Source organism: Microcystis sp. M53603_WE2 (assembly GCF_030065435.1).
In genome coordinates, this window is record NZ_JASJFF010000141.1 from 1 (window position 1) to 3,556 (window position 3,556).

A 3,556-nucleotide genomic window follows, 5' to 3' on the forward strand; every position below is an offset into this window, starting at 1 on the left:
ACTTTTTGTCAATCAAAAAGTACCAGATATGGGAGTGATCGGGGCGAAATTTAGGCACTTTTTCCCTGAAAATTAGGTAATTGGCCACCTCAAAACTGGGAAAACCCCACACCCCACACCCCACACCCCACACCCTGCCCCCAGGAAAAACTTTTTCAGCAGACCCTATCTAGGTGTCAGAGTATAGCAATCACGGCATATTATACGCCTTCAAGCCTTTCGGCTTTTGATTATATCAGCAATATTGTCATGAATTGTTAACATTTTTGTCCAGCCAAACAAAAGGCCAAGACTCGCAAGGGTTGAATCCCCCGCTCAGAAATCCCCCGTCTCGGCCAGAATACATCAAAAATTTATTTACAAACAAAACAAATTGTGCTAGAGTTGGCTGCGTTTGTCGTATATTCCGAGAATAACCGGCAAAAGATCACTCTTTTGACTCGATCGCTCTAGGTTTCTCTAGAACTATCATCGGCCTGTTTTTCTTGTCCCGTGATCAATTCTACCATGCTAGGGGTTTTGTACCCAATTAATGGACAGCGATTCTGGTCTTTTGATACTATTGAGAGTTAAATTTATTCAACTAATAAAAATTGGAAAATCAAACCTATGCGAATGGTGGAAAAATCAAACAAAAAATTGGATAGTTTCCAGAGCGATCCCTCTCTGTCAATTTTAATCAAGACTGAATTGGAAGAAGCTTATAACCTGAAGAAAAAACTACTAACCGAGACAAAATATCTAGAGAAAATCCAAGAGATTTGCCAAGTATGTATCCATGCTTATCGCAACAACCACAAAGTATTAGTCGCCGGTAATGGGGGCAGTGCAGCCGATGCTATCCATTTTGGCGGTGAGCTGCACGGCCGATTTCTGAAAGAAAGACAGTCTTTGCCAGTTCGCGTCCTCAATAGCGATATCGCCAGTTTAACAGCAATCGCTAACGATTATGGTTACGAATATATTTTTAGCCGCCAGATAGAAGCGGAAGGAAACCCTGGTGATGTGTTTATCGGTATTTCCACTTCGGGAAATTCCGCCAATATCCATCAAGCTCTCAAAGTTTGTCAAGTAAAAGGTCTCACTAGCATCGGTTTAACTGGGGCGAAGGGATTAGCTCTAGAGGAAAAAACCGATTATTGTTTGATGATTCCTAGCACCAGTACCCCGCGCATTCAAGAAGGTCATGGTTTTGTTCTTCATACTATTTGTTTAGCGATCGAAGAAGCGATCTTTCCCAACTAAAATCCCCTAGCAAAAAATCAACCTAAACAGCATACCCATGATCATCAGAACCAAAGCTCCTTTAAGATTAGGTTTAGGTGGTGGCGGCACCGATGTGGAGCCTTACTGTAGTCTTTATGGGGGTTACGTTCTCAACGCTACTATCGATCTCTATGCCTACTGTACAGTCACGGAAATTACTGACAAACAAGTCATTTTTGTTGCCGCCGATCGAGGAGAACAACAAATAGAAACCCTTCAGTTTCCTCTCCCCTATAACGGTGTTCTCGATCTGCATAAAGCGGTCTATAATCGTTTGATTAAAGACTTTAATCAAGGGCAACCTTTGCCGCTGCAAATCACCACCTTTTCCGATGCGCCGGCTGGTTCGGGATTGGGTTCTTCTTCTACCCTAGCCGTGGCCATAGTTAAAGCCTTTGTGGAACTGTTAAAATTACCCCTAGGCGAGTATGATATCGCCCATTTAGCCTACGAGATCGAACGAATTGATCTAGGCTGGTTAGGGGGCAAACAGGATCAGTACGCTGCCACTTTTGGCGGTTTTAATTTTATGGAATTTTATGAACAAGATCGAGTCATAGTTAATCCTTTGCGGATTAAAAATTGGGTGATCAATGAACTAGAAGTGTCTCTGATCCTCTACTATACAGGCATTTCTCGCTACTCATCTCAAGTAATTGAGGATCAAATTCAGAATGTCCAAGAAAAAAATGAGCAGGCGATCGCCGCTACCCATCAACTCAAAAAAGAGGCAATTCTCTTTAAAGAAGCACTGCTTAAATCGGATTTTATGGGGATAGCAGAAATTCTGAGAACTTCTTGGGAAGCGAAAAAGCAATTATCTAAATTAATTAGTAATCCGCAGATCGATCACATTTATCGGGTAGCGAGGGAAACCGGGGCCTATTCAGGCAAAATATCGGGGGCCGGTGGCGGTGGTTTTATTATCTTTATGGTCGATCCTACCAAGAAAATCGAAGTAATAAAAGCTTTGAAATCAGAAGGAGGCCAAGTGATTAATTTTCATTTTACCAAATACGGAACCCAAGCATGGACATTATAGCAAACCAAGGATCGACGGGGAAGGATTATCCCTATAATCCTAAAAATAGTTTTTAAAAGATTGGCAATAATTCAAATTTTTGAGGTGTATCTATGGATGTAATTATTCTGGCGGGTGGGTTAGGAACCAGGTTGCGATCGGTGATCAACACTTTACCAAAACCCATGGCTCCCGTTGCCGACAGACCTTTTTTAGAATATCTATTAGATTACTTAATATCTCAAAAAATTACCAACAAATTTTTAGTTTCTGTGGGCTATGAACATCAGAAAATTATCGATTATTTTGGCGATCAATACAAGGAATACGAGCTAACTTATCTGATAGAAGATACACCATTAGGAACTGGAGGAGCGATCCGGTTGGCACTAAATAGAATTGAAACCGAACAAGCATTAATTGTCAACGGAGATACCTTGTTTAATGTCAATTTATCCGCCTTAATTAATTTACATAATCAAAAGAAATCCCTGATAACTGTTGCTCTGAAGCCACTAACTGACTTCGATCGTTATAACAATGTTCTCCTGGACGATGACCAAAAAATTATCGGGTTTGAATCCAAAAAATATCAACATAAAGGCTATATTAATGGCGGCATATATTGTGTATGTAAAAACATATTATCCAGCTTTGATCTACCATCAAAATTTTCTTTTGAGGACGACTTTCTCAAAGTTTATACCGAGAAAATTCCTATGTATGGCTTTATTTCTGACGAATATTTTATTGACATAGGCATCCCCCAAGATTACGAAAAAAGTCAGATTGAATTACCTGAACTTTTTAATTCCCGAAATCAGGTTTAACATCAGGATTAAAATACGAACCGTAAAACTTGGCGACTTTGATCAAATTATGGTCTTGATACCATCTGTGAGCGTTGTCAGCAATTTGCTGAAGTTGAGTCAAATCGAGACTAGACAGATTTTCATCAGCTACTAAATAATGTTTATTATTTTCTACTCCATCGGCTTCAGAAGGGTTATAGTCTGTTAGAACTGGAACCAAACCGTGGGCGGCATAGGCGGCAAAGACAGTGGATTTGCCTAAATCTCTTGGAAAACGGCTATAATCTAGAAAGCCTCCCCGTGAAGTTAACATTAATTGCAACATCTCAATAAATGCTGGTAAGGAAGCCGAAGTCAACCTAGAAAATGAACCCGCACTCGTGAGAAAGCATCGACTTAGGTTGCACTGAGGAAGAAAATCTGCTTTAACTAAGGATATGCTTCTTCCCATCGAGAG

The 3,556-nt window shown here is 40.4% G+C and carries 4 protein-coding genes; 3 read left to right on the forward strand and 1 reads right to left on the reverse strand.

Going from position 1 to position 3,556, the window contains the following annotated elements; all coding sequences use genetic code 11:
- Window positions 1–609 precede the first annotated feature (609 nt).
- The 3 genes from PX481_RS03290 (at window position 610) to PX481_RS03300 (ending at window position 3,117) form a co-directional block, all read left to right on the forward strand.
- The gene (locus PX481_RS03290; RefSeq protein WP_002758308.1) at window positions 610–1,245 is read left to right on the forward strand and encodes a D-sedoheptulose-7-phosphate isomerase; all 636 of its coding nucleotides are present in this window, start codon (window positions 610–612) and stop codon (window positions 1,243–1,245) included.
- Between the two features lie 37 nt (window positions 1,246–1,282).
- Window positions 1,283–2,308, forward strand: coding sequence for a GHMP family kinase ATP-binding protein (locus PX481_RS03295; RefSeq protein WP_002758307.1), 1,026 nt, complete (start codon window positions 1,283–1,285; stop codon window positions 2,306–2,308).
- Window positions 2,309–2,400: 92 nt separating this feature from the next.
- Window positions 2,401–3,117: a nucleotidyltransferase family protein gene (locus tag PX481_RS03300; RefSeq protein WP_002758302.1), complete on the forward strand. Its 717-nt coding sequence runs from the start codon at window positions 2,401–2,403 to the stop codon at window positions 3,115–3,117.
- Here PX481_RS03300 and PX481_RS03305 read toward each other — a convergent pair.
- Window positions 3,095–3,556, reverse strand: a 462-nt coding sequence (locus PX481_RS03305) for a hypothetical protein (protein WP_288093656.1), incomplete at its 5' end; no start/stop codon positions are given. The two genes, PX481_RS03300 and PX481_RS03305, sit on opposite strands and share 23 nt — an antisense overlap.

Excerpts from the sequence above, each read along its gene's own strand:
- PX481_RS03295 (WP_002758307.1), top strand. The coding sequence starts at position 1,283 with ATGATCATCAGAACCAAAGCTCCTTTAAGATTAGGTTTAGGTGGTGGC.
- PX481_RS03300 (WP_002758302.1), top strand. The coding sequence starts at position 2,401 with ATGGATGTAATTATTCTGGCGGGTGGGTTAGGAACCAGGTTGCGATCG.
- PX481_RS03290 (WP_002758308.1), top strand. The coding sequence starts at position 610 with ATGCGAATGGTGGAAAAATCAAACAAAAAATTGGATAGTTTCCAGAGC.